Below are 22,858 nucleotides of genomic sequence, written 5' to 3' on the forward strand. Positions count from 1 at the left end.
CCCGACCATACAAACTGTGGACCGATACACCCAGCCGCTCAGCAACCTCAGCTACTGGCCGGCCATATTCGACAATTTGCCGAACCGCCTCGATCTTGAACTCATCCGTGTAACGTTTCGTACTCATAACCACCTCCGCCTAAGCCATAGTTTATGGCTGCGAGGTGTCTACGAAATCCTGGGCGATTCAAAGTTGATATCACGCGGGCTGCAGGATATTTCGAATCAGCGGCGAAAGCTGGGCTACCCGCAGCAATGCATGAGTATGGACTCGCATTGCTGCATGGCGACGGGATGAGCCAGGAACGAGATGAGGCTTTGTATTGGATTCGCAAAGCGGCAGATTACGGGGATGAGACAGCGAAGGAGTTCTTGCTAGCGTAAGACACCGAATCGGAGATCGCATTGCATCCAGTCATGTGCATGCATCAAGTCCCGCGCGCCCTTGACCCAGCCAAATCGTCATGTGACGCCTCCCAGCTTACATGCAGCTTCTCACCACCCGGGAAATGGCTAACCTACTGCTCCGCAAGGGTGCCCACTCACTCGCCAAACGCATTGCGTGTGCGACGCTCGCAGATTCAAACCGTCAACGAGGCTAGCCCATGCCAATGAGGCCGGTCCTCTTCCTCATCCGCATTGATGCCGCATCGTAGAAGTCATCGTAAGTACCAGGATGCTGACTCGCACTCCCCGACCGCCTTACGCAAAACACCCGCTGATGAGCGGGCGTTTGTTTAATCCTTGATCGGTGAGGTGTTTCCGGTTTTCACCGGCCAGCTTGCGAACGCGACGCTCTCCCAGCTGAGCCACCGCTCCACGCGATGTCCGGATTCTAGCGCGCGTCTTCGGCGTTCGCCGACCGGCTTCCGTTGCAGGGGACCGGACCGGCGACAAGCCTGCCGCTCCCCTGCTTCGATGCAGGCCCTCCTCCGGCAGTTACGGCTTCGCGGCGGCCGGCGGCGCCAGCTCGGCGAAGACCGGGCCCATGGCACCCATCGTTGCCTTGTCTGCTCCCATGTCCTCGGCTGCATTGGCAATAGCGATCACGCCGTTGCCGCTCTCGGGAAACAGTGCCACCCAGGCCAGCCAATTGCCGTCCGAACCGCCATGCGTAAGCACCGGCCCCTTGCGTCCGGCGATGGACGCCTGCACACCCCAGTCCATGCCCGACGGACTGCCGCTCTGCGCGGTCTGCATCAACCGATAGGATGCCGGCGCCAACAGCTTGCCCTTGCCACGGCTGCCCGCCATCTGATCGATGGCGAACTTCGCCATGTCCTGAAGACGCATGTGCAGGTTGCCGGCCGGCGTGTACATCGGCGGCACGCCGTCGTCCGCCTTCTGCGGCGCGGTGGTCACCGGCTTGCCGGCGCGATGGCCTTGCGGCTGATCCGCGGAGGTCGGGCCGAATCCGGCGCTGTCCATTCCCAGCGGCTTGAACACTTCACGCTGCATCAGTGTTTCGAAATCGGTGCCGGTGACACGCTCGGCAATCACCGCAGCGATCAGGAAGCCGCTGTTGCTGTAGGCGAACTCGGTGCCAGGCACATTGACCGGCTTCTCCCGCAGCGCAGCGCGGATGTACGCCTCGCGCTGTACCGGCAAGGTGCGGGTGTCGGTGAAGAAGGCATCCAGGGCCGCAGCGTCCAGCAGATTCTCCGGCAACCCTGCACGGTGCGACAGCATCTGCGTCAGGGTGATATTGCGGTAAGCCGGGTTGATCGCGGTGAGGTCCGGCAGCATTTTTGCCAGTGGCGCCTCCCAGTCCAACAGCCCCTGCTCCGCCAGGCGTGCGATCAAGGCAACGGTCATGGGCTTGCCGGTGGAGCCGATCAGCCACACGTCGTCATTCTGCGCAGCCACCGTGCCGTCGTTGCGACGCACGCCGCGCACCGATTGTCGTTCCACCTTGTCGTCGCGGATGACCAGCATCGCAACCGCCGGGGTCTGGGTACCTTCCATCGCGGCAGCGAGCAGAGGATCCAGCGTGTTGTCCGCCAACGCATTGCCACTCAGTGTCGCGCCCAATGCCAACGACAGTCCGAAGAAAAGACGAGAAGCGCCTGAAGCGTGGTGCGTCCAACGTGACCTGCAACGTGCGGTAGTCGTCATGGTGCCTCCTGAGCAGAAACGATGGGGGAGCAGTGCCGCCGTTGTGTGTGGACGGCAACTCATACTGCGGAGACGGGTCACAGAGCCAATAGTGCCATCCGACATACCTCACAAAGGCAGGGGATGCGACTGCAATCGCCGCGGTACGTATGCCAGCGATTTCAATATGCGCTCTGTCAAAATTCCCCCTGAGCGGCGCAGGGCTTATCAACCCAAGCGTCTCGCTGAGAAAATCATCAGCGGCACGATCGACCCGATGCGGCGTTCAGCCTGCGAATCAAGCCGCCGCCGCTGCAGAACGGCCGTCAGCGCTGCTGAACCGGCTCTGTGTACGCAGGCCAACAATCGCAGTGCGTCGGATTGCCGGCGCTCGCGACTTCGGCAGGCTTCCTGCTTGGCAGCTCATGCCGCCCCAACAAGCACATCACCCACTATTGCCATGCGGGCATCGCCACCTTCAGGCAATGAAGTCACTCGCCCGCTTTGCGCCGATAGTCCAATGGCGGGGCATCCCGCTGCAGCAACGGCTGATAATGGAAGTCCTTGCCGCGCCGTTCGTCGAATTCCTGCCGAGCCTTGCGCACGGTTTCCGGCGACTGCAGCAGCTGCACCGCCGCCAGCGCCAGCACCTTGGCGGCATTCAAGGCGCCCTTGTCGCCGATGGACATGCCCGATGCGGCCACTGCCTGCCAACTATGGGCCGGCGTACCCGGCACCCAGGTGGCGGTGCTCAAGCCAACGGTGGGAACGTTCCAGCTGACATCGCCGACGTCGGTTGATGCACTCCCGGCAGCATCGGCCCGATACGGTTGCAACTGCAGCGCACTTTCCAGCCCCGGTCGTTTCTCCAGGGTCTGCTGCATGCGCTGGGCAAAGGCCTGCTCGGTGGCGTCGTAACGCACCCCGCCCACCTGCTGCAGCGCTGCCTGCATCACCTGCCCCAATGTGTCATTGGGCAGCAGCGAGAACACACCGCCGGTCTGTTCGAACTCGACCGTGGTGCCGGTACCCATCGCCGCGCCTTCGGCGGCCTTGTGCAGACGCTCGAACACATCGCGCACCACTGCCGGATCGGTGTGGCGCACGTAGTAGTAGGCCTCGGCGGCATCCGGCACCACGTTGGGCGCGGCGCCACCATTGCTGATGACGTAGTGGATGCGGGTGCCATCGGGCACATGCTCGCGCATCAGGTTGGCCATGTAATTGAAGGCTTCCACGCCGTCCAACGCGGAGCGACCACGCTCCGGTGCGATGGCCGCATGTGCGGCGCGGCCGTGGAAACGGAATTTGCCGCTGGTGTTGGCCAGGGTGGTGCCCTGCGCCGCCGAGTTGTCAGCCGAAGGGTGCCAGTGCAGCACCACATCCACATCGTTGAACAACCCGGCCTTGGTCATGTAGACCTTGCCCGAGCCGCCTTCCTCGGCCGGCGTGCCGTACAACCGCACTTCGCCGTCATTGCCGGTGTCCTTCAGCCACTGCGCGATGGCGCGCGCCGCGCCTACCGAGGCTGCGCCGAACAGGTTGTGCCCGCAGGCCTGCCCGGCATCCTGCCCGGGGATCTCCGTGCGTACCGGCTCGGCCGCCTGCGCCATACCCGGCAAGGCATCCATCTCCGCCAGCAGGCCAATCACCGGTCCATTGCCGCGCTTGCCGTAGGTTGCGACAAAGGCAGTCGGCATGCCGGCAACACCGGCCTGGATGCGGAAGCCGGCCTCGCGCAGCTCACGCTGCAGCAGCGCCGAGGATTCCGATTCCAGATAGCCCAGTTCCGGGTGCTGCCACAGCGCCTTGCCGACCTCGGCCTGGCGCTGGGCATAGGCATCCAGCGTGGTCGTTACATCCTTTGGAGCGCACCATGCATTGGCGGTGGACAGCAGGCATCCCAGCAACGCCGCACGCAACAGGGTGGATTTCATGACCGGGCTCCTGCAGCTCAATAGAAGGTGACGTTGTCGATCTCGAACCAGACCTTGCTGCCGGGCTCGCCGCCCGCGGAGAACGCCAGTTGCTGCAGGTCATCGCCCTTCCATTCCGCCACGGGCGATTTGGCCCGGTATGGCGGCTGGCCCTGCAATGCGGTGAACGGCACCTCGACCGTGCGCCACTGCGGCTGTGCCTGCAGCGCTGCGGTGAAGCGACGGTTGCCCAGCGCGCGCACTTCCAGCCGCAGTTCCGGCGAACTGCCGCGCAACTCGAAACGGATACCGCGATGCGACCGTGCATCCACCGGCGCCACCGAGCCACGGCTCAGCGGCAGGATCGCTGCCGCAAAGGCGTTGTCCTTGCTCGACAGCTTGGCCTGTGTGGCCAGCGCATTGCCGCCGGTCTCGCGGGCAACCACTTCGGTCACCTGCACGGTGCGGTCGTTGCCACCATCAGCCTCATCGATACGCAGGGTATCCAGCGCCGTGCGTCCGTCGCCGCGCTCGAAATCATCCACCAGCGCGTCCACCGGCTGCGCCGGCAATGCAAGCGCGCGATTACCGGCTGGCAGCACCGCTCCCTTGCCATGCACCTGGCGTCCGGCCACATACACCTGCTGGGTATTGCGGATGTCGCCGATGCGCGTCCACGGCTGTCCCTTCACCAGCAGCAGATCGGCACGCTTGCCGACCTCGAGGGTGCCGCGATCTTCCACACCCAGCGCCTTGGCGCTGTGTGCGGTACCAGCGACCAGGGCTTCCGACGGCGTGAGCCCGGCGTCCACCAGCAGTTCAAGCTCACGCAGCGTGGAGCTGCCATGCGGCGTACCGGTCATACCGGCATCGGTACCCACCACCACCGGGATGCCGGCATCGTGCAGCGCCTTGACGTTACCCAACGCGTTGGCGAAGTTGTGTTCGCGCTGGCGCAGCACATCAGGCTTGGCGCCGGTACGGCCGCTGCCATCCACCCGCTCGGGCAGGTACACCGCCAGCGATGGTGCATAGGCGGTGCCATGCGTGCGCATCAGCTCGATCAGCTCCGCATCCACCGGGCCATCCTGCACGCTGTGTGCGATGACATCCACGCCGGCGCGCGCCGCAGCCTTGCCCCGCTTGACCATCACCGTATGCGTGAACACCTTCAGCCCATGCTTGTGTGCCTCATCAACCAAGGCGCCGAGGGTTTCCTCGTCCATGCTGCTGTTGTCGGCGGCATTGGAATAACGCCAGCCATCGGTGAAGGCCTTGATGAAATCCGGCTTGTACGCAGCCACGGCCTGCACGCCTGCACGCGCGGACTCGGGCGTGTTGACCCAACGCGTGGTGTTCTCGTCGCCCCAGTCGGCACCATGACCCAGCGGCGTGCTCATGCGTGCGGCGAACTTCACGTCCGGCGCGGCGATGGAAGCCAGCCACTGGCGGCGCGGCGCGTAGGCTTCCGGCGGCTCGTGGAAGTCACTGACGGTGGTCACACCGGCGGCCATGTACAGGTTCGCCACCTGCGGCAACTCCGACGGCACCGCGTTCGGCGTCCAATGCGTATGCAGATCGAACAGGCCTGGCAGCAGTGCCTGCCCCCGTGCATTGACCACGCGGGCGCCCTTCGGCGCGACCAGATCGTCACCGATCGCTGCGATCCTGCCATCCTCGACCAGCACGCTGGCCGGGTAGGCATCGCGACCAGTGCCATCGAACACCATGGCATCGCGGATCAGAAGCGCCTGCGTATCGCTGGCCATCGCCACCACACTGGCCTGCCCCGCTCCCAGCAACAGCGCGGTCATCAACGCCAGGCGGCGGACGGGTCGGTTGTGTCTGTACATGTTCAATTCCAAGTTCATTGCATTGACCCCACCACGTGAGGCGCCGCTTCCGGTGAGCGCAGACGGACTTCGTTGGCGCGCTGCTCCACCACCAATCCCAGGCTCAGCGCCACGCTGCGCGCGAAGCCGAGCGGGTCGCTGGCCGAATACAGCCCAACGATGCGACGACTGCCTACCAGCGGATCGTCGATGACGATGCGCATGTCGCTGTAACGCAGGAACTGCGCGGCGGCCACCGAAAGGGTGTCGCCGTTGAAGGACAACATTCCTTCGCGCCAGGCCAACTGCTGCTGCAGGTCTTCACTGAGCACCGGCTCGATGCGGATGCCATGGCTGCGGTTGGCCAGCGCACGGTAGTTGGCCACCAGTCGTGCCGGTGCCACCGCTCCCTGCACATCGGCAACATCTACCACGCCCTCGCGCACCAGCACTTCCACGCCACCACTGCGACGCTCGGTGAGACTCACCGCGAAGCTGGTGCCCACCGCGGTCACGTCGGTTTCCTCGGCGCGCACCACGAACGGCCGCCCGGGGTTCTTGGCCACATCAAACAACGCCTCGCCCTGCAGCAGGCGGATGTCGCGACGCTTGTCGCTGTAACTCACCCGCACTTGCGAATCCGAATCCAGCGTGATCGCGGAGCCGTCCTGCAGCGGCACGCGCAGGATCTCGCCCTTGCGTGTGGCGTAGTACTCGGCGCCGTCATCCTGACGATGCACGCCGATGGCCAGCAGGCTGACCATGGCCGCAATACCCGCCGCCCACCTGAACAACCGCCGCGCCCGCCGCACCGGTACCCGTGCAGTGAACGCACGATCCATGTCACCGGCCGACAGCGCCCGTGCACGGTCGGTCCGTACCAGCACCGCATGGGCACGGGCGTAGGCACCGAAGTGGCGGCTGTCAGCCTGCAACCATGCATCGCGCTCGGCAGCAGCCTGCGGCGTCAGCAGTGCGCGGTCCTCGCGCGCCACCCACGCTGCGGCAATGTCGTCAATTCCGTTATCAGCGTTTGCGCGCATGCCATGTTTCTCCTGCATCAGGCTGCTCCCTGCCCTGTTCTGCCCTGTTGTCATCGCGCTTCATCGCTTCCATCAATACCCGAATGCCTTTGCAGATGTGTTTCTCCACGGTGTTTTCGCTTATCTGCATGCGCTGCGCGATCTCGCGCTGCGAGTAACCCTCCACCCGCCGCAGCACGAAGGCTTCGCGGCACTTGTCGGGCAGGCCGTCAATCAACGCACCGATCCGCGCCAGCTCCTGACGCGAGGAGGCAGTGCGCTCGGGACAGACTTCATCACCACAGATGGCGACGTGGTCGATCTCGGCCACGGCCTCGATCGACACCACCTGCGCGCGCCGCAACTGCTGCAGAACCACCGACTGCGCCACCGAGTAAACGTAGGCACGCGGCTGGCGGACGTGCGACACATCCTCCATCGCCGCCAGGATCGCGTAGGTCTCCTGGACCACGTCGTCCGCGTCCTGGCGCACCGACAACCGCCGCTGCAGCCAGTTCCGCAGCGCCGGTTCGCAGGGCAGCACATGCTCGGCCAACCACAGCGCCCGCTCTTTCGCCTGCGCCGCCGTCATGACAGCGCCCGGCCGATGCCCGGCAATCGCCGGGCCATGTTGCTTGCGGCAACCAACGTCATCAGAACGCCTTGCTTACGTTGACGTACCAGTAGCGCGGATACGCCTGGTACACGCCGGACGGATAACCAAACACATCGTCGGACACCGGCGGACGCTTGTTGGCCAGGTTGTTGGCGCCCAGCTTCAGCGATACGCCCTGGAGCCAGCCTTCGCGCTCGAAGTCGTACTTCACGAACGCATTGGCCAGCGTCTGCGACTTGACCGTCCACGGCGTACCGTCGGCCAACGTCAGGCCGTTCTCCACGTAGGAGCTGGCGTAACGCGCGGTCGCGCCCACCGACAACTGCTGGTAACGCCATGTGAGCGTGCTGGACCACTTCCATTCCGGGTTGCCGCCGTTGCCGATCAGGTCACCGCCACCGGTGATACGAATGGACGGATCAACCAGTCCGCTGGCCTTGGCATCCTCCAGCGCCTGCAGTGCCGGCGAACGCTGGCGGTAGAACTCGATCAGGTGCGTACCGGTGACCGACACATCGAAGCGGCCGATGCGGGTTTCCGGCGAGTTCCAGCTGAAGTTGTAGTCCACGCCGCGCAGCGTCTGCGGTTCCAGATTGACGTACTGGTCGGTCACGTAGAGCACCTTGCCGGCCGGGCTGAGGCCAGTCCCGGCAAAGCGCGCGATCTCGTCGGCCGTTGCATCGGCACGCACCACGGCCGCGTTGCTGCCGCCCTGCTGGCGCAGGATGTAATCCAGGATCAGCGCGTTGCCCTCGCCGAACAGGCCGATGATGCCTTCCTGCTCGTACTTGTAGTAATCCACGGCAAAGGTGAAACGGCCGTAGTTTTCCGGAATGAAGCGCGGCTGGAACACCAGACCGGCGCTGGTATTGGTGGAGGTTTCCGGCTTCAGGTCCGGGTTGCCGGAGCGACGCGCGGTGGTCGAATAGGTGTAGCCACCGCAACCAGCGATGGACGCCTGCGCGCCACTGCGCACATCGGCCTCGCACTGGATGTAGTCGGTGCGGTTGTTGGAGCGGCTCACCACCGTGGCGTTGATCTGCTCCAGGTTCGGCGCACGGAAGCCCTTGGCCCATGACGAACGCAGGGTCAGGCCGTCGAAGATCTGCCAACCCAGCGCCACCTTCGGTTTGGCGACATTGCCGAAGTCGTTGTAACGCTCCGCGCGGCCAGCCAACTGCAGGTCCAGCGAGCGCACCAGCGGCACGTTCATCTCCGGCGACACCAGCGGCACCGAGAATTCGGCGAACAGACCGGCAACCGTACGCGAACCGTAGGTATCCGGGGTCGGGCTCACGCCGTACATGTCGCTGGGGTATGCCACACCGGTGATCGCATCGGTGAAGGTCACCGAGCCGTCAACGCGTGAGTCGCGGTCATCGCGCTGGGTTTCGTGACGGATCTCGAAACCGGCGGCCATGCCCACGTCACCGGCCCAGGTCTTGAACAGATCAGGACGCGAGACCTTGAAGTCCCACAGGAACAACTCGGTCTGTGCCTGGCGCTTGGCCTTGTAGAAGAACTGATCCAGCTTGTCCCAGTCGTTGCAGCCACCACAGAACGGGTTGTAGGCACTTGCGGTCGGATTGGCCAGCGCCTGCTGGAACAGCGACATGCTCACCGCATCCTGCGTGTCCTTGACCTTGGCCTTGGAGTACAGCGCGGCACTTTCCCAGTCGAAGCCGTAATGGAAGCCGCGCAGCCCCGCCAACGCGCGCACCTGGGTGTTGTTGACCTCGATACGGGTCGGGCGCTCGAAACGATAGCTGGTGATGGTCACCGGCACGCCATTCGGGCCGATGTTCAGGCCCTGCAGACGGTTCGGATTGAGCGAACCGTCCGGCAGGTACATCGCACCGAAGGGGTTCCAGTAATTGTTCGCGGCGACCGTCATCGGCAGCGCGGTGATGGTGTTGACGCCGTTCTGCAGGCTGTAGGCGCGCGAGTTGTACAGACCGGCTTCGCTGAAGAACGAAATGCCGTTGTCGAAGTCGTGCTTGCCGGTGACGAACAGGTTGAGGCGGCGCACATCCGGGGTGATCGACAGCGGGTACTGCGACTGCTGGTTGTCGCGCAGGTTGGCGTCGACGCCCGAGGTCGCCTTGCTGCCGGACTGCACGCACACGCCATCAGCGATGGTGGCGCCGCAGCCGCTGTTGGTGGTCGGCTGAACATGGAAAGCGCCGGCGGCGGTGGTCAGGAAGGTACCGTTGCGCGAAATCCGCGGCCCATTGGCGGTGAAGTTGCCCCAGGGGCTGTTGGTGTTGCGGTTGTCCACGCCGGGCAGGCCTTCAAACGGCGTGCCCATGAAATCCGCGGCACGGTTGCCGTCGCGGGTCCAATCCTGGTCCAGCGAGTTCAAGCCGGTGGTGTTGTAGTAATTGAATGCAATGGTGATGTTGGAACGCAGGTCTTCGGAATTCTTGCCCCACATGCCATTGACGCCGACATCGCTCAGGTCGGTGCCTTCACCGAAACCCTTCTGCACGCTGATGGTGCCGCCATCCATGTCGTCGCGCAGCACGTTGTTGACCACGCCGGCCACCGCATCGGTGCCGTAGATGGCCGCAGCGCCGTCGAGCAGTACTTCGACCCGGCGCAGGTTGGACACCGGTACCGCGTTGGCGTTGTAGGTCAGCACGGGTACCAGATTGCCGTCGGCCTGGCTCATCGGGTGCACGACCGTACGGCGGCCGTTGATCAGCAGCAGCGTGTTGCCCACACCCAGACCACGCAGATTGACCGAAGCGATGTCACCGCGCGCGTAGTTGGAACTGTTGCCGCCATTGGTCCCGCTGAACGACACATCGCCCATCTGCGGGATCGAGCGGTACAGGTCATCACCGGACACCGCACCGGTGGCTTCGATCTGCTCGGCCTGCAGCGTGGCCACCGGCAGGATCGCGGCCGACTTGCTGCCCTTGATCTGGCTGCCGACCACGGTGATCTGATCCAGCGTGCTGACGTTCGGGCTGGCCGGCGCGGCCTGTTCGGTGGTCACCGGCTCGGCCTGTGCCGCCTGGGTCAGGCCGAGCCCGCCCAGACCGCCCAGCGATGCCAGCATCGGCGGGGCCGCGCGCAGGGTGATGGTGCGGCCGTCATCGGAGGCCACGGTCAGGCCGGTGCCGTCCAGCAGCCGGTCCAGCGCCTGGCGTGCGTCCATCTGGCCCTTGAGCTCGGCCACCGCCTTGCGCCCCTGGGCGCCCGAATGTGCCGGGGCAATGATCTGAATGCCGGCCTGGCGGGCGAATTCAGGAAGTACATCCTCGATGTTGCCCGCATTGATATCGAACTGCGGTGGCGCTGCCAGCGCCGGAACGGCGGTACACAGGGCCACGACTGCCAAACCGCCGCGGATAGCGCTTGCAAGCGGCAACAACTTGAATGAACGCATTGATGTATCCCCAGAAAATGTCGCGAAAAGCGGCAACTACTGCCCCTTGCATGCTTTGATGCATGGGTGCGCAGGTTCCGCCATCCGGCAACATCAATTGCCCCAAGGTACCTAACCTGGCACCTGCGCATCACCCCATACGCCGTAGTATCCTTCGGCGATCACCGATTTGGACTTGAGGATCACGCCGCATGCGTTTTCGCCCCCGATACGCCCTGATTGCACTCCTCGCGCTGACCGCACTGACGCTCACCGCCTGCGGAGGCGGCAAGGTCAAACGTGTTTCCGAGCCGGCGGCGAGCATCCAGCAGCTCACGGTCGGCAACGACGGCAATTGGGAGGTAGAGCTGCGCCTGCGCAATTACAGCTCCATGCCGATGCGCTTCGACTCGGTCTCGCTGGCGGTCAAGGTGGGCGACGAAACTGCCGGCACGCTCAGCGCCACCCCGTCCCTGTCAATCGGCCCGGAATCGGCCGATGTCATCAAGGTCCGCCTGCAGCCGGCCTCCACGGCCCGCATCGTGGTGGCCGATTCCCTGGCCGGTGGCCGTTCGCTGTTCTACGAACTGGAGGGCACCATCAGTGCCACGCCGGAAGAGAAGAAACAGCGCAGCTTCGAGGTCAAATCCCGCAACAGCCTCAACCAGGCACCGGGTCTTCCCGGCGTGCTGCGCTGAGCTGCCAACCCCGTTCCCGCATCGTTCGAGATCGTTCTGATGAGCAACTACAAAGCCCCCGTTACCGACCTCCGTTTCGCCCTGCACGACGTGCTCAAGGCCGAATCCCTGTTTGCCGCGATGGGTCTTGAAGACGCCAGCGCCGACGTCATCGATGCCGTGCTTGAAGAAGCCGGCCGCTTCAGCACCAGCGTGCTGGCACCGCTGAACGCCATTGGCGACCAGACCGGCTGCAAGCTCGACAAGGCCACCGGCGACGTCACCACCGCGCCGGGCTTCAAGGAAGCCTATGCACAGTTCGTCGACGGCGGCTGGACCGGCCTGACCGCCGCGCCGGAGTTCGGCGGCCAGGGCATGCCGGCCACGCTGGGCATGGCCCTGAGCGAAATGGTGTCCTCGGCCAACCTGGCCTGGAGCCTGTTCCCGATGCTGTCGCACGGCGCGGTCGAAGCGCTCAAGCATTACGGCGAAGACTGGCAGAAGGAAGCCTTCCTCAAGCCGCTGGTGGCCGGCAACTGGACCGGCACCATGTGCCTGACCGAACCGCACGCCGGTACCGACCTGGGCCTGATCAAGACCCGCGCCGAACCGAACGCTGATGGCAGCTACTCCATCACCGGCACCAAGATCTTCATCACCGCCGGCGAGCACGACCTCAGCGACAACATCGTGCACCTGGTGCTGGCCAAGCTGCCGGACGCGCCGGCCGGGCCGAAGGGCATCTCGCTGTTCGTCACCCCCAAGTTCAAGGTTGACCGTGACGGCAACCAAGGCGAGCGCAACGCGCTGCGCTGCGGCGCGCTGGAACACAAGATGGGCATCCACGGCTCGTCCACCTGCGTGATGAACTTCGACGGCGCCGAAGGCTACCTCGTCGGCCAGCCGCACAACGGCCTGCAGGCGATGTTCGTGATGATGAACTCCGCCCGCCTCGGGGTTGGCGTGCAGGGCCTGGCCCAGTCCGAGCGTGCCTATCAGGGTGCCCTCGCATATGCGCGCGAACGTCTGCAATCGCGTGCACCGAAGGGCGCCCAGCTGGCCGACAAGCCGGCCGATCCGATCATCGCCCAGCCGGACGTGCGGCGCATGCTGCTGACCACCAAGGCACTGACCGAAGGTGGCCGCCTGCTGGCCGCGCATGCCTACACCCAGCTCGATGCCGCCCATCACGGCAGCGACGAGAAGACCCGCGCCGAAGCCGACACCCTGGTCAGCTTCCTGACCCCGATCGTCAAGGCCTGCCTGACCGAATGGAGCATTGAAGCCACCTACAACGGCCAGCAGGTGTTCGGCGGCCACGGCTACATCGCCGAGCACGGCATGGAGCAGTACGCCCGTGATGCCCGCATCACCACCCTTTACGAAGGCACCACCGGCATCCAGGCGCTGGACCTGATCGGCCGCAAGACCGCCGTCTCGCAGGGCGCCGGGCTGAAGTTGTTCCTGGCCGAGGTGGAGCAGTTCATCGCCGCCAACGCCAACAACCCGGCCGTGGCCGAATTCCTGCCGGTGCTGGGCGCCAAGTCCAAGGAATGGGGCAAGCTGACGGTGAACGTGCTGCAGCGTGCCGCCGCCAACCCGGAAGAACTGGGCGCGGCCAGCTGGGACTACCTGTTCTACAGCGGCTACGTCGCCCTGGCCTACTGGTGGGCCCGCTCGGTGGTTGCCGCGCAGGCTTCCAGCCAGACCGAGAGCTTCAAACAGGCCAAGCTGGAAACCGCGCGTTTCTACTACGCCCGCGTCCTGCCGCGCACCCTGACCCATGCCGCCAGCATGGAAAGCGGCGCGGAGTCGCTGATGGCAATGGACCCGGTCCGCTTCGGCGACTGAGCACAAGCACAGCAACGCTCCATCGCACAGATCCGCCCCTCCCTTTGGCGCAGCCATGGGGAGGGGTGGGAGGGGTGGCTTCCCGGCGCCAGACGCAACAGCGGCTTCCGGATTCATCCGACCGGCCTGTCTCAGCCGCACCGCATTTACACAAACTGTCACGCTTCGTGTATAAGCTGTTTTCCCGATGGAGACAGACACTACACCGCGTAGTCTGATCGATACCGGAGCCGACACCACCGCTCCGCTGGCCGGGTTTTCGCTTCCGCCTCCCCTTCACCGCCTTGGCTCCGTGCGACTGCTGTCGCTGGACGCGCATGGCCGCGTGCTGGACTGGATCAACTGGCAGGACGCCGCCTGCCTGTACGTGCGCGATGCGGTGGCCTGGACGCTGGGCGACCCCTGCCTGCACATCCACGGCGCCACCAACCGCGATACCGGCCTGCGCAGCGGCCTGGACCTGCATCCGATCATCGCCTCACGCGGCTTTGCCCGTTCGCGCGCCATCGCGCCCACGCCCAACCTGACCAACACTGCGCTGTTCGCCCGCGACGCGCAGCTCTGCCTGTACTGCGGTCACCAGTTCAGTCGCCCGCATCTCACCCGGGACCATGTCATGCCCATTTCCAAGGGTGGCCTGGATACCTGGGAAAACGTGGTCAGCGCCTGTTTCCACTGCAATTCACGCAAGAGCAACCGTACCCCGCAGCAGGCCAACATGCCGCTGCTGGCCGTGCCTTACCGGCCCAGCTGGATCGAACATCTGATCCTGTCCAACCGCAACATCCTGGCCGACCAGATGGCCTTCCTGAAGGCGCAACTGCCCAAGAACGCCCTGCGCCGCAGCGCCTGAGCAGGTGCGTCGACGCGTGCCGCCACTCGGCGAAAAATCGCCCTAAACCGGCTGCCGCAAGCACCTACCTGAACCGGCGCTTCAGATTGACGGCAAACTCCGTCATCTGCTGCTCACAGACACAGCGCTTTGCTTGCCCCACCCCCGCTTGGCGGCCAAAATACCGTGTCGCTTGAAACACGAAGAAAATGATCGACTCTGCCTGCTATCCGCGCCTGTCGCGCGTCCAGACTCCCGATGACCTGCGCACGTTCGATGAAACCGAACTGGGCGCGGTGGCGGGTGAGCTGCGTGCCTACCTGATCGAGTCCGTCGGCAAGAGCGGCGGTCACTTCGCAGCCGGATTGGGAGTGATCGAACTCACCGTCGCCCTGCACTACCTGTTCAACACGCCGGTCGACCAACTCGTGTGGGACGTGGGCCATCAGACCTACCCGCACAAGATCCTCACCGGCCGTCGCGACAGCATCCACACGGTCAAGCAGAAGGACGGCGTTGCGCCGTTCCCCAAGCGCGAGGAAAGCGAGTACGACACCTTCGGTGTCGGCCATTCTTCGACCTCGATTTCCGCCGCACTGGGCATGGCCATCGCCCGCCAGCGCCAGGGCGATGACCGCAAGGTCGTCGCGGTGATCGGTGACGGCGCGATGACCGCCGGCATGGCGTTCGAGGCGCTGGCACATGCGGGCGGCATGGACGACGAGCCGAATGTGCTGGTCGTGCTCAACGACAACAACATGTCCATCTCCGAAGCGGTTGGTGGGCTGACCAAGATGCTCGGCCGCGCCACCGCCAGCCGCACGCTCAATGCATTGCGCGAAGGTGGCAAGAAGATTCTCGGCGACAAGCACAGCCCGCCGGCGCGCTTCGTCAAGCGTTGGGAAGAGCAGTGGAAAGGCATGTTCGTGCCCTCCACCGCCTTCGAGCAGATGGGCTTCCATTACACCGGCCCGATCGACGGCCACGATCTGCCGCTGCTGCTGTCCACGCTCAAGCGCCTGAAGGACGCCAAGGGCCCGCAGTTGCTGCACATCATGACCACCAAGGGCAAAGGCTACGAGCCGGCCGAAGACGACCAGATCGGCTACCACGCCGTTGGCCCGTTCGACCCGAGCAAGGGCCTGCCGACCAAGAGCGCGCCGAAGAAGCCGACCTACACCGATATCTTCGGCGACTGGCTGTGCGATGCCGCCGCTGCCGAACCGCAGCTGCTGGGCATCACCCCGGCCATGCGCGAAGGCTCCGGCCTGGTGCGTTTCAGCAAGGAATACCCGGAGCGCTATTTCGACGTGGCCATCGCCGAGCAGCATGCGGTGACGCTGGCTGCCGGCATGGCGACCCAGGGCGCCAAGCCGGTCGTCGCCATCTACTCCACCTTCCTGCAGCGCGCCTACGACCAGTTGGTGCATGACGTCGCCGTGCAGGAACTGGACGTGCTGTTCGCCATCGACCGCGCGGGCGTGGTCGGCCCGGACGGCGCCACCCATGCCGGCAACCTCGACCTGAGCTTCCTGCGCTGCGTGCCACACATGGTGGTGATGGCGCCGGGCGATGAAGCCGAATGCCGGCAGATGCTCAGCACCGGCCTGCAGTACAACGGCCCGGCTGCGGTGCGTTACCCGCGCGGTACCGGCCCGGGCGCGGCCGTCGGCACCGACCTGTCCACGCTGGAAATCGGCAAGGCGCAACTGCGCCATCAGGGCAGTCGCATCGCGATCCTAGCCTTCGGCTCCCCCCTCTCCGCCGCCGAACAGGTGGGCCGCGAGCTCGGCCTGAGCGTGGTCAACATGCGTTTCATCAAGCCGCTGGACAAGGCGATGCTGCTGGAACTGGCGCGCACCCACGAAGGCTTTGTCACCGTCGAGGACAACGTGGTTGCCGGTGGCGCGGGTTCCGGCGTGTCCGAACTGCTCAACACCGAAGCCGTGTTGATGCCGGTACTGCACCTCGGCCTGCCAGACAGCTTCCAGCACCACGCCAGCCGCGAAGACCTGCTGGCCGAAGCCGGTATCGACGCCGCCGGCATCCGCGAGTCCATCCTCAAGCGCTGGCCGAAGCTCAAGGACAACGCCACGCCATTGAGCGCAGCGAGCTGATCGATTGAACAAAGGCCCCGCGATGCGGGGCCTTCTTCATTGCCACCAGCGGGAACGACGACGCACCCGCGGCCCGCTCGTGCCGGCGGCCATATCCGCAAAGCCGGCCCTGCGCACCTCAGCCGGCGGGCAACCCGCCAGCATCATCCGCAGACACGGTTTCGCCCGCCGCGTTTGGCTTCGTAGAGCAATGCGTCGGCGCGGTTGATGAGCTTTTCGTGATAAGTCAGCCCCACACGCTCGGCCACGCCCATACTGATGCTCATCGAAAACCCCGGCGCAAAGCCGGAGGTGTCGATGGCGGCCACCGCTTGTCGCAACCGTTCGCAGTTTGCCAACACGTCCTCGCGCGCAAGGCCGGGGAACAGCAAGGCAAATTCCTCGCCACCCCAGCGCGCAGCAGGCACGCGCTTGCCGGCATGTGCGCGGATTGTATCGGCGACGGCACGCAGCGCGGCATCGCCGGCAATGTGCGAATACGCATCGTTGATGCGCTTGAAGTGGTCAAGATCGGCAATGACCAGCGTCAACGGTGTGTCATCGCGCATGGCACTGGCAAATTCCCGTGCGAGCGCTTCGTCGAAGGCGCGCCGGTTCATCAGCCCGGTGAGTGCGTCCTCACGCGCCTGCCGCTCGAACGCCTCGGACTGGACGCGAAGATCGTGGGTGCGCTCTTCCACCTGCGCGACGAGCTGGCGCTTGGCCACTTGCAGGGCATGCACACGCCAGCGATAGAACCCATACAGCGCCAGCAGGGCCAGCACCCCGAGCCCAAGCTGGAAATCAAGTCGCTGCATCAGCCGCGGCTCGATGTGCACCGCGATGCGCACCTCCTCACCGTCCCTGCCGCCGCTGGGATGGGCCGCCGACACGCGAAAGACGTAGTCGCCAGGAGCGAGATTGGTGAACTGCGCAAAACGCAACGCGCCGCGCTCGACCCAATCCGAATCGAAGCCATCGAGCCGGTAGCGATAACGGATCTTCTTGGGAATCTGATAGCTCAAGCCGGCGAAGTGCAGTTCGAGCTTGCGTGTGCCTGGGGGCAGTCGAAGTTCGGCTTGCAGCGGCACGGGACGATCATCCACGCGCACTTCCTCGATCACCACCGGCGGGGGGATGCGGGTGAGCTCGTGAATGCGGCCTGGCTCGGTCATCGCCAGCCCCCCGGCGGTTGCGAACCAGAGCTTCCCATCCGCTGCACGCCATGCTGCCGGCCCGGAATTGCCGTTGTTCTGCGCACTGACCAGGCCGTCGCCCTCGTTGAACCACTCCACTTCCATGTCCGATTGCAGGCCATCGGCCACGGCATCCAGATCGCGGCGCGCCACGCGCAACATGCCGCGATTGGAGGTGAGCCAGAAGCCACCTTCGCCGTCCTCCACCACCTGGAAGATCTTGGCCACCGGCAATCCCTGTTTCACACCGATCAGGCGCATGTCCTCGCCGCGACGGCGGATCACTCCCTGGTTGGTCGCCAGCCAAAGCGTGCCGTCATCGGTTTCGTGCAGGCCGAACACATTAGTGGCAGCGAAGTCATCCAGCGGATAAGCGCGGACCTGCTCACCTTCAATCCGCGCCAGCCCGTTGGACGTGCCGACCCACAGCACGCCATGATGATCCTCATGCAGCGCGACGATGAAATCGTTGGGCATGCCCTGGGCCACGGTGTAGTGCCGCACGCCCCGTGCGTCGACCCGGCTCAGTCCACGCGAGGTACCCACCCACAACGTGCCATCAGCGGTTTCCAGCACGGCACGCACCTGGTTGCCGATGAGGCCGCTGCGGCTGTCCAGGTGGCGACGCACGCGGCCATCCCACCGCACCACGCCGTGACTGTAGCTGCCGACCCAGATACCGCCTGCGCGCGCCCTGGCGAGACTGAGCAGGGACTCACCGGGCAGGCCGTCGCCGCTGCCGGCGGCACCGAAACGACCATCGCGCAGCCAACCCAGGCCGTCACTGGTGGCGACCCACAACGTGCCCGAGCGATCGGTCAGCACGCTGCGTACATAAGCATTGGGCAGCCCATCCTGCACACCGAACGTGGTGAAAGGCGCATCGCGCAGACGCAGCAGGCCACCATTGGTGCCCACCCACAGGCTGTTCTCGCGGTCCTGCCAGAGTGCGGAAATCTGCTCGTTGGGCAGGCCGTTGGCGGTGCCGATCCGCTCCAGCCCATACCGCGGGCTGTGGCGATACAGGCCGGTCACCGTGCCCAGCCAGAGTGTTCCATCGGCTTCCATGTGCATGCGGGTCACGTTGCTGGGCGGCATGTCCAACGCCAACGGCGCAAAGCGCTCGCCTTCCTGCCGCCATACACCCTGCTCCATGCCGACGTGGATGCGCCCGTCCGGCCCGGCGATCACACAGAATGCCTGGCCGGGAGGCAATCCCTGCGCCGCCCCTTGGGCCACGAAACGTCCACCCGAATAACGTGCCAGCCCGCCCGTGGTGGCAACCCAGACCGTACCGTCTGGTGCCTGCAGCATCTTCAGCACGGCGGAACTGGGCAGGCCGGCGTCGACATCGAACGACGTGATCGCGCCGCTGCTGTCGATACGCAGCACGCCTTTGCTGTGTGTGCCTACCCACAGTTCACCCTCGCGGCCTTCCACCAGGTCGATGACCTGTTCCTGCGGCATGGCCTCGGCCCCCGGCCACACACTCCATCGTCCCGCGCGATAGCGCACCACCCCGCCACCGGCCGTTCCCAGCAGCAAGCTGCCGTCACGCGCCAGCCGCAGGACCTGCACGCCGCTGTCGCGCAGTTCTGGTACGGCATGCTGATCGAAGAGGCGGAAATCGATGCCGTTGTAGCGCACCACTCCTTCCCAGCTGGCGAACCACAGATAGCCGTCCGGCGTCTGCGCGATGGCATGGATCAGGTTGTGCGGGAGCCCATCGCGGGTGGTCCAGACTTCCTTGAAATAACCGTCGAGAGGCTTGGTCGGCAGGCCCAGCGCGGGCCACACGCACAGCCACAGCAGGCCCAGCAGCAACACTCCGCACAGCCGCTGCCAACGGGAGGGAAGCCGCGCCTGCCCGGGCAGATGCCGCGAACTGAAATCCTGAGACGCCTTGCCGCCATGATCGAGCCCATTGCGCGAAGCAGTGGCGTCATGCGGCATCGGGTTTCACCTGTTCGGCCATGAGAAGGTGAAAACGATAGCAAAACCCGAACGGCAACTGGCGCCAGCGGACACTGGCCACAAAGGATGCCGACTGCCGCACGGCAGGCGCGCCCCGCGTGCATTGGGGCCGCCCAATGCATTCACCCCTAAAAACAACGCCCCTGACGGGGCGTTGTGTATTTCCGGTACCGGTGCATTCCCGGGAGTTACTTACAACTCCCCGGTTACTCCCACTCGATCGTTGCCGGCGGCTTGCCAGAGATGTCGTAGACAACGCGCGAGACACCCCGCAGTTCGTTGATGATGCGATTGGACACGCGGCCGAGGAAGTCATACGGCAGGTGCGCCCAATGCGCGGTCATGAAGTCGATGGTTTCCACCGCACGCAATGCGATCACCCACTCATACGCGCGCGCATCGCCGACCACGCCCACCGACTTCACCGGCAGGAACACCGCGAACGCCTGGCTGGTCTTGTCGTACAGATCAGCCGCACGCAGCTCCTCGATGAAGATGGCATCGGCCTTGGCCAGCAGCTCGGCGTACTCACGCTTCACTTCGCCGAGGATGCGCACACCCAGGCCCGGACCCGGGAACGGATGGCGGTAGACCATCGCGCGCGGCAGGCCGAGTTCGACGCCGAGGCGACGCACTTCGTCCTTGAACAACTCGCGCAGCGGCTCTACCAGCTTGAGCTTCATGTTCTCCGGCAGGCCGCCCACGTTGTGGTGGCTCTTGATGACGTGCGCCTTGCCGGTCTTGCTGCCGGCCGACTCGATCACATCCGGATAGATCGTGCCCTGCGCCAGCCACTTGGCGTTGCTGAGCTTGCTCGACTCTTCATCGAAGATGTCGATGAACAGATTGCCGATGATCTTGCGCTTGGCTTCCGGATCGCTGACGCCTTCCAGTGCCTTGAAGTAGCGGTCGGCGGCGTTCACACGGACGACCTTCACGCCCATGTTGTCGGCCATCATCTTCATGACCTGGTCGCCTTCCTGGAAGCGCAGCAGGCCGGTATCGACGAACACACAGGTCAACTGATCGCCGATGGCCTTGTGCAGCAGCGCCGCGACCACCGACGAATCAACGCCGCCGGACAGGCCCAGGATCACTTCATCGCTGCCAACCTGCTCGCGCACGCGGGCAATCTGGTCGTCGATGATGTTGGCGGCGGTCCACAACGTGGCGCAACCGCAGATGTCGGTGACGAAACGCTTCAGCAGCGCCGAGCCCTGCTTGGTGTGGGTCACTTCCGGGTGGAACTGCACGCCATACCAACGCTTCTCTTCGTTGGCCATCGCGGCCACCGGAATGCGATCGGTCACAGCGGTGATGGCGAAGCCCGGCGGCACATGGGTGACGTGATCGCCGTGGCTCATCCACACATCCAGGCGCGGCTCGCCATTGTGGTCGGACAGCCCGCCCAGCAGGCCGTCGTTGCCCAGCAGCTTCACTTCGGCATGGCCGAATTCGCGCTGATCGGCGGCTTCGGTACCACCACCCAACTGCTTGGCCATGGTCTGCAGGCCGTAGCAGATGCCCAGCAGCGGCAGGCCGCTGTCGAACACTTCCTGCGGCGCGGCCGGTGCACCCGGCAACGTGGTGGTTTCCGGGCCACCGGACAGGATGATGCCCTTGGCACCAAAGGCGGCGATTTCAGCCGGATCGTGGTCCCACGCCCAGATTTCGCAATACACGCCGAATTCGCGGATGCGGCGCGCGATCAGCTGCGTGTACTGTGCGCCGAAATCGAGGATGAGGATCTTGTCGTTATGGATGTTGGTCATAAAGCCCGGCAAGTGATCAATGAAAACGGGAAACGATGCAAAACGGACGGCGGATAGAGAAAGAGGAACGGGACAATGTCCACGTTCCTCTTCTGCTTACCGCATCAAGCGCGGTAGTTCGGCGGCTCTTTGGTGATCTGCACGTCGTGGACGTGGCTCTCACGTTGGCCGGCGCCGCTGATCTTCACGAACTTGGGCTGGGTGCGCATGTCTTCGATGGTGGCGCAACCGACATAGCCCATGGTCGCGCGCAGGCCGCCGATCAGCTGGTGGATGATGCCTCCCACCTGACCACGGTACGGCACACGGCCCTCGATGCCTTCCGGCACCAGCTTGTCGGCAGTTGCGGCGTCCTGGAAATAGCGGTCCTTGGACCCCTTTTCCATCGCAGCCAGCGAGCCCATGCCACGGTAGCTCTTGTAGGAGCGCCCCTGGAAAAGTTCGGTTTCGCCCGGCGATTCTTCGGTACCGGCCAGCAGACCGCCGATCATCACCGTCGATGCACCGGCGGCCAGCGCCTTGCCGATATCACCGGAATAACGGATGCCACCGTCGGCGATCAGCGGGATGCGATCCTGCAGCGCCTCGGCAACCAGGTCGATGGCGGTGATCTGCGGCACACCGACACCGGCGACCACACGCGTGGTGCAGATCGAGCCCGGGCCGATACCCACCTTGACCGCATCCGCGCCGCAATCGAGCAGTGCCAGTGCCGCTTCGCCGGTGCAGATGTTGCCGCCGACGACCTGCACATGGGGGAAGTTCTTCTTCACCCAGCGCACGCGGTCCAGCACGCCCTGCGAATGGCCGTGCGCGGTGTCGACCACCAGCACGTCAACGCCGGCAGCGACCAGCGCTTCGACGCGGCGATCGGTATCGCCACCGACGCCCACTGCAGCGCCCACCAACAGGCGCGTCGCAGCGTCCTTGGCAGCGTTGGGGTTGTCGGTCTTCTTCTGGATGTCCTTGACGGTGATCAGGCCGCGCAGTTCAAACGCGTCGTTCACCACCAGCACCTTTTCGATGCGGTTGCGGTGCAGCAGCGACAGCACTTCGTCCGACGCCGCGCCTTCCTTCACCGTGATCAGGCGATCCTTCTTGGTCATGATGTGACGGACCGGATCATCCAGCTCGGTTTCAAAGCGCATGTCACGGTGCGTGACGATGCCAGCCAGCATGCCGTCGCTGCCCACCACCGGCACGCCGGAGATGTTGTGCGCCTGGGTCAATGCCAGCACGTCGCGGATGGTGGTTTCCGGACCGACCGTGATCGGATCGCGGATGACGCCTGACTCGAACTTCTTGACCTTGGCCACTTCGGCAGCCTGCTGCTCGACGGTCAGGTTCTTGTGCAGGATGCCAATGCCGCCAAGCTGGGCCATGGCAATGGCCAGACGAGCTTCGGTGACGGTATCCATGGCGGCCGAGATGATCGGCAACTTCAACCGCAGGTCGCGCGTCAGGCGCGTTCCGAGGTCGACATCCTTGGGCAGGATTATGGAATGTGCGGGGACGAGTGAAACGTCGTCGTACGTGAGTGCTTCAGCCTGGATGCGCAGCATCGGCATACCCGAGATGTGGGGAAGCGCGACATTTTACCCTTAATT

Annotated in this window: 15 protein-coding genes; 5 read left to right on the forward strand and 10 right to left on the reverse strand. The window is 64.7% G+C overall.

Annotation, left to right across the window (positions count from 1 at the left end; all coding sequences use genetic code 11):
* Positions 1 to 127: transposase (locus ABB26_RS18650; protein WP_152982618.1), on the reverse strand; the 127-nt coding region annotated here is incomplete at its 3' end.
* A 128-nt stretch (positions 128 to 255) separates the two neighbouring features.
* Here ABB26_RS18650 and ABB26_RS19690 point away from each other — a divergent pair.
* The gene (locus ABB26_RS19690; protein WP_425477254.1) at positions 256 to 384 is read left to right on the forward strand and encodes an SEL1-like repeat protein; all 129 of its coding nucleotides are present in this window, start codon (positions 256 to 258) and stop codon (positions 382 to 384) included.
* A gap of 555 nt (positions 385 to 939) precedes the next feature.
* Here ABB26_RS19690 and ABB26_RS09505 read toward each other — a convergent pair.
* From ABB26_RS09505 to ABB26_RS09530, 6 genes are all read right to left on the reverse strand, one after another.
* Entirely contained in the window at positions 940 to 2,115 is a 1,176-nt protein-coding gene (locus tag ABB26_RS09505) for a serine hydrolase domain-containing protein (protein WP_161809033.1), read from the reverse strand.
* Positions 2,116 to 2,585: 470 nt separating this feature from the next.
* On the reverse strand, positions 2,586 to 4,031 hold the full coding sequence (locus ABB26_RS09510; RefSeq protein ID WP_057633515.1) for an amidohydrolase: 1,446 nt from the start codon (positions 4,029 to 4,031) through the stop codon (positions 2,586 to 2,588).
* A 17-nt stretch (positions 4,032 to 4,048) separates the two neighbouring features.
* Positions 4,049 to 5,863 (reverse strand): amidohydrolase family protein, encoded by a 1,815-nt coding sequence (locus ABB26_RS09515; RefSeq protein WP_057633831.1) that lies wholly within the window; start codon positions 5,861 to 5,863, stop codon positions 4,049 to 4,051.
* A gap of 14 nt (positions 5,864 to 5,877) precedes the next feature.
* Positions 5,878 to 6,885, reverse strand: coding sequence for a FecR family protein (locus ABB26_RS09520; RefSeq protein WP_083490763.1), 1,008 nt, complete (start codon positions 6,883 to 6,885; stop codon positions 5,878 to 5,880).
* Entirely contained in the window at positions 6,869 to 7,456 is a 588-nt protein-coding gene (locus tag ABB26_RS09525; protein WP_057633517.1) for an RNA polymerase sigma factor, read from the reverse strand. Before ABB26_RS09525 ends, ABB26_RS09520 begins: the two co-directional genes overlap by 17 nt.
* A gap of 61 nt (positions 7,457 to 7,517) precedes the next feature.
* Positions 7,518 to 10,874, reverse strand: coding sequence for a TonB-dependent receptor (locus ABB26_RS09530; protein WP_211261951.1), 3,357 nt, complete (start codon positions 10,872 to 10,874; stop codon positions 7,518 to 7,520).
* A 191-nt stretch (positions 10,875 to 11,065) separates the two neighbouring features.
* Here ABB26_RS09530 and ABB26_RS09535 point away from each other — a divergent pair, with 191 nt between their 5' ends.
* From ABB26_RS09535 to dxs, 4 genes are all read left to right on the forward strand, one after another.
* Positions 11,066 to 11,551, forward strand: coding sequence for an LEA/WHy family protein (locus ABB26_RS09535; protein ID WP_057633519.1), 486 nt, complete (start codon positions 11,066 to 11,068; stop codon positions 11,549 to 11,551).
* Positions 11,552 to 11,590: 39 nt separating this feature from the next.
* Complete coding sequence (locus ABB26_RS09540; RefSeq protein WP_057633522.1) at positions 11,591 to 13,381, forward strand: acyl-CoA dehydrogenase C-terminal domain-containing protein; 1,791 nt, start codon at positions 11,591 to 11,593, stop codon at positions 13,379 to 13,381.
* A 187-nt stretch (positions 13,382 to 13,568) separates the two neighbouring features.
* Entirely contained in the window at positions 13,569 to 14,234 is a 666-nt protein-coding gene (locus ABB26_RS09545) for an HNH endonuclease (RefSeq protein ID WP_057633524.1), read from the forward strand.
* Positions 14,235 to 14,422: 188 nt separating this feature from the next.
* Complete coding sequence (dxs, locus tag ABB26_RS09550; RefSeq protein WP_057633526.1) at positions 14,423 to 16,330, forward strand: 1-deoxy-D-xylulose-5-phosphate synthase; 1,908 nt, start codon at positions 14,423 to 14,425, stop codon at positions 16,328 to 16,330.
* Positions 16,331 to 16,473: 143 nt separating this feature from the next.
* Here the strand turns inward: dxs and ABB26_RS09555 are convergent, their stop codons facing one another.
* The 3 genes from ABB26_RS09555 to guaB form a co-directional block, all read right to left on the reverse strand.
* A complete protein-coding gene (locus ABB26_RS09555; RefSeq protein ID WP_057633529.1) occupies positions 16,474 to 19,458 on the reverse strand; it encodes a ligand-binding sensor domain-containing diguanylate cyclase in 2,985 nt (994 codons plus the stop codon).
* A gap of 227 nt (positions 19,459 to 19,685) precedes the next feature.
* A complete protein-coding gene (guaA, locus tag ABB26_RS09560) occupies positions 19,686 to 21,251 on the reverse strand; it encodes a glutamine-hydrolyzing GMP synthase (RefSeq protein WP_057633532.1) in 1,566 nt (521 codons plus the stop codon).
* Positions 21,252 to 21,355: 104 nt separating this feature from the next.
* Positions 21,356 to 22,813: an IMP dehydrogenase gene (guaB, locus tag ABB26_RS09565; RefSeq protein WP_057633836.1), complete on the reverse strand. Its 1,458-nt coding sequence runs from the start codon at positions 22,811 to 22,813 to the stop codon at positions 21,356 to 21,358.
* Between the last annotated feature and the right edge of the window lie 45 nt (positions 22,814 to 22,858).

The sequence above is a fragment of the Stenotrophomonas humi genome, assembly GCF_001431415.1.
Classification (GTDB): Bacteria; Pseudomonadota; Gammaproteobacteria; order Xanthomonadales; family Xanthomonadaceae; genus Stenotrophomonas; species Stenotrophomonas humi.

Bases quoted from the DNA above. Each gene is read 5' to 3' on its own strand.
- ABB26_RS09535 (WP_057633519.1), top strand. From the start codon at position 11,066: ATGCGTTTTCGCCCCCGATACGCCCTGATTGCACTCCTCGCGCTGACC.
- dxs (WP_057633526.1), top strand. From the start codon at position 14,423: ATGATCGACTCTGCCTGCTATCCGCGCCTGTCGCGCGTCCAGACTCCC.
- ABB26_RS09515 (WP_057633831.1), bottom strand. From the start codon at position 5,863: ATGTACAGACACAACCGACCCGTCCGCCGCCTGGCGTTGATGACCGCG.
- ABB26_RS09520 (WP_083490763.1), bottom strand. From the start codon at position 6,885: ATGCGCGCAAACGCTGATAACGGAATTGACGACATTGCCGCAGCGTGG.
- ABB26_RS09545 (WP_057633524.1), top strand. From the start codon at position 13,569: ATGGAGACAGACACTACACCGCGTAGTCTGATCGATACCGGAGCCGAC.
- ABB26_RS09530 (WP_211261951.1), bottom strand. From the start codon at position 10,874: ATGCGTTCATTCAAGTTGTTGCCGCTTGCAAGCGCTATCCGCGGCGGT.
- ABB26_RS09555 (WP_057633529.1), bottom strand. From the start codon at position 19,458: ATGCCGCATGACGCCACTGCTTCGCGCAATGGGCTCGATCATGGCGGC.
- ABB26_RS09540 (WP_057633522.1), top strand. From the start codon at position 11,591: ATGAGCAACTACAAAGCCCCCGTTACCGACCTCCGTTTCGCCCTGCAC.
- ABB26_RS19690 (WP_425477254.1), top strand. From the start codon at position 256: ATGCATGAGTATGGACTCGCATTGCTGCATGGCGACGGGATGAGCCAG.
- guaA (WP_057633532.1), bottom strand. From the start codon at position 21,251: ATGACCAACATCCATAACGACAAGATCCTCATCCTCGATTTCGGCGCA.
- ABB26_RS09510 (WP_057633515.1), bottom strand. From the start codon at position 4,031: ATGAAATCCACCCTGTTGCGTGCGGCGTTGCTGGGATGCCTGCTGTCC.
- guaB (WP_057633836.1), bottom strand. From the start codon at position 22,813: ATGCTGCGCATCCAGGCTGAAGCACTCACGTACGACGACGTTTCACTC.
- ABB26_RS09505 (WP_161809033.1), bottom strand. From the start codon at position 2,115: ATGACGACTACCGCACGTTGCAGGTCACGTTGGACGCACCACGCTTCA.
- ABB26_RS09525 (WP_057633517.1), bottom strand. From the start codon at position 7,456: ATGACGGCGGCGCAGGCGAAAGAGCGGGCGCTGTGGTTGGCCGAGCAT.